The following is a 3,214-nucleotide window of genomic DNA, read 5'->3' as shown; positions in this document are numbered from 1 at the left end:
GCGAATCGCCGGCGAGGTAGCTCTTCGACAACGGCGGGCGCTCGTACGGCGGCAACTGCTCGTCGCCGATCAGCACCAGCTCACCGTCGTAGCCCTGCTCGCGCAGTGCCTCGGCCGCCTTCGCGCCGGCCAGACCGCCCCCGACGATCACGAATCTACTCACCGGGCCGAGCGTAGTCGCCCGGCGCGTCGATCAACGTCCGTGGGGGCGCGTCGCACGCGAAAGCGGCAACGCCTGCGGGTCGCGCAACGTATGGCGGCCTCAGGTCGCCGAACGTTGCGCAATCGGGGAGAGTCGGCGTTCGGCGGCCGGGCGCGCGCCCCGGGAAAGGGGACGTCGGGACGCGGCCCGGCCTAGATGAGAGGTCTAGTTGCCGGCGCTGCCGAGCGTGACCTGAACGGTCGTCGAGTGGCCATCGCGCGTGTAGGTGACCGACACCTTCTCGCCGGGGGCATGCGAGCGGATCGCGGCGATCAGCGCGTCGGCGTCGTCGATGCGCTGGGTGTTCACCATGGTCACGACATCGCCGGGCTTGAGGCCCGCGTTCTGCGCCGGGCTGTTCGCGTCGACCTTGTTCAGCGTCGCGCCCGTCGTCGATTGGTTGCCGTTCTGCTGCGCCGACACCTGGACGCCGATCACCGCGTGGGTGGCCTTGCCGGTGCCGATCAGCTGGCCGGCGATGCGGCTCGCCTCGTCGGACGGGATGGCGAACCCGATACCGATGCTGCCGGACTGCGTGTCCTGCCCAGGGATCTGCAGCCCGCCGGTGTTCGGGGTGGCGATGGCGGCGTTGATGCCCACCACGTTGCCGTTCAGATCGGCGAGCGCACCCCCGGAGTTGCCGGGGTTGATCGCGGCGTCGGTCTGCACGGCGTCGAACACGGCCTGGTCGCTGTCGCCGGACCGCACCGGGCGGGCGGTATCGCTGACGATGCCGGACGTGACGGTGTCGGCCAGGCCGAGCGGCGCCCCGACCGCGACGACGGCCTGCCCCACGACGAGGTTGCTGGATTTCGCGAACGTGGCTGCCGCCAGGTTCTTCAGGCCGTTGACCTTGATGACGGCCAGGTCGTCGGACGTGTCGCGCCCGACGATGGTCGCCTTGGCCTGCTGGCCGGCGTGGGTGAGCACCGTCATCGTGCCGCCGTTGGCCGCCACGGAGACCACGTGATCGTTGGTCACGATGTAGCCGTCGTTGCGGATCACCACGCCGGAACCGTTGCCCTGCTGGCCCTGTCCGGTGACGTCGATCGTGACGACGCTGGGCTGGATCTTGGCCGCCGCCGCGGTGATCGTCCCGTTGATCTTCACCGCGGGCGGCGCGGTCTGGGTGGTCTGCGGCAGGCTGTTGACCACGGTCGTCTTGCCGTTGTTGTCGAAGGCCGCGACCGTTCCGGCGCCGACACCGCCGCCGACGAGTGCTGCCGTGACCGCGGCGACGACGACGGCTCGCGAGCGCCCGGATCGGGACTGCTCGGATCCGCCCGGGCCGGCCGGTCCGCCGGGGCCCCCCGGCCCGCCCGGGCCGCCGGGGCCGCCTGACAGGGGCGGCCCGAATCCGGGGTAGCTCTGCGGAGGCGGTGGCGAGTACGACCAGGTGGCACCGCTCGGCTGATCGCTGCCCGGGTAGCTCTCGGTCATGTCCTCACCATCCGCGTCGTCCCTGTGTCGGTGCTGAGCTTCCCCTATGCCGCGGTTACGACCGATCAACCCGCCGATCTGCACGGCGACGCGGTGGGCCTGGCCAGGGGTGATGGAATCCGCCCGGGCCGACGGTGTAGCGGATGAGCATCGTGGGTATGTCGGGCTCCTTCTACGCGACGGCGGCGGGATGCGACGGGTCGAGTCCTAGATGATTGATTCCGTGAAGATCACGTGTGTCGTGATCGGGGGCAGGAGGAGAGGGTGTCCAAGATCGATGTGTGAGCAAAGAACTGGACACCCTCCTGACCGCACTGTACGTGTTCGTCGATGACCATGTGGTGCCGCCGCGGGTCGGTCGTGGCCGGCGCCCGGGGCTGTCTGACAGTGAGTTGGTCACGTTGGCGGTGGCGCAGGTACTGCTCGGCTACCGCTCGGAACGGCGGTGGATCCGGTACCTGCGCAGCGACCCGGTGTGGCAGGCGATGTTTCCGTACCTGCCCCAGCAGCCGGGCTATCACAAGCGGTTGAAGAACGCGCGGGGGCTGCTGTGCCAGACGATCCTCGCGTTGGCGGCGGCGTGCCCGTCCTGGTTCGACGACATGTGGATGACTGACGCCACTGCGGTGCCGTGCGGCACCTCGCGGGAGACCGTGAAGCGCTCGGATCTGGCCGGGCACGCCGGCTACGGGTACTGCGCCAGCTACTCGCGCTACTTCTGGGGGTTCAAGCTCTACCTGGTCTGCGCGGGGGACGGCATGCCGATCATGTGGTGCCTGGCCAACCCGAAGATCGGCGAACGCGACGTGCTGGGCGCGCTGCTCGACCACAATCACCACCTCATCCGCGCCGGGCAGATCCTGCTCGCCGACAAAGGCTTCGCCGGGCGCCAGTTCCACCGGTTCACCGAGTCGCTGGGGCTACGGCTACTACGCCCGGACCGCCGCGACGAGACCTACCGCAACGGCAACCTCAGCGGCATCCGCCAATGGATCGAATCAGTCAACCAGACCCTCAAAGGCCACCTCGACCTCGAACGCCACGGCGCACGCACCCTGACCGGCGTCTTCACCCGAGTAGCCCAACGCCTACTCGCCATGGCCACCGGCATCTGGCACAACTGGACCACCGGCCACCCCCACAAACGCTCCCTGATCGCCTACGACCACTAACCACCTTCACGGAATCACTCATCTAGTCCGGGACTACCTCGCGGACCCCTTCAGACCGGGCATTCGGCCGTTCTATTGGACGTGCAGCCGCCACCGGGGCGGCACGCCGAAAGGAACAGCCCGATGCAGTTGGAACTCAAGACCGAAGGCGTCGACTTCGTGGTGTCGCGTGAGCCGCAGCCGAAGAACGACAACGACGGCCGGCAGAAGACCGACCGCGACTCCCGCGAGCCGCTGTTCACGACCGAATTGGTCGCGATGGACGACAGCGGGGCGGACGTCATCAAGGTCACGACGGCCGGCGAACCCAAGTTGGTCAAGCGGCAGGCGGTCACCGTGACCAAGCTTGTCGCCACGCCGTGGACGGTCGACGGACGCAGCGGGGTCGCGTTCAAGGCCG

The 3,214-nt window shown here is 68.8% G+C and carries 4 protein-coding genes; 2 read left to right on the top strand and 2 right to left on the bottom strand.

The features are described from left to right. Both VFW69_RS22615 and VFW69_RS22610 read right to left on the bottom strand, forming a co-directional pair. Positions 1-163: FAD-dependent oxidoreductase (locus VFW69_RS22615; RefSeq protein WP_526504813.1), on the bottom strand; the 163-nt coding region annotated here is incomplete at its 3' end. Between the two features lie 204 nt (positions 164-367). Then, a complete protein-coding gene (locus tag VFW69_RS22610) occupies positions 368-1,642 on the bottom strand; it encodes a S1C family serine protease (RefSeq protein WP_526504811.1) in 1,275 nt (424 codons plus the stop codon). A gap of 281 nt (positions 1,643-1,923) precedes the next feature. On the opposite strand from VFW69_RS22610, the gene VFW69_RS22605 reads away from it, so the two are divergent. Next, a complete protein-coding gene (locus VFW69_RS22605; protein ID WP_526504809.1) occupies positions 1,924-2,814 on the top strand; it encodes an IS982 family transposase in 891 nt (296 codons plus the stop codon). A gap of 123 nt (positions 2,815-2,937) precedes the next feature. Beyond that, positions 2,938-3,214 (top strand): hypothetical protein (locus VFW69_RS22600; RefSeq protein WP_526504807.1); only part of this gene is annotated, 277 nt, incomplete at its 3' end.

This window comes from Mycobacterium sp. (genome assembly GCF_036273375.1).
Lineage (GTDB): Bacteria > Actinomycetota > Actinomycetes > Mycobacteriales > Mycobacteriaceae > Mycobacterium.
Note: the sequence above shows the minus strand (reverse complement) of the source record. Positions and strands in the feature narration are given on the sequence as shown.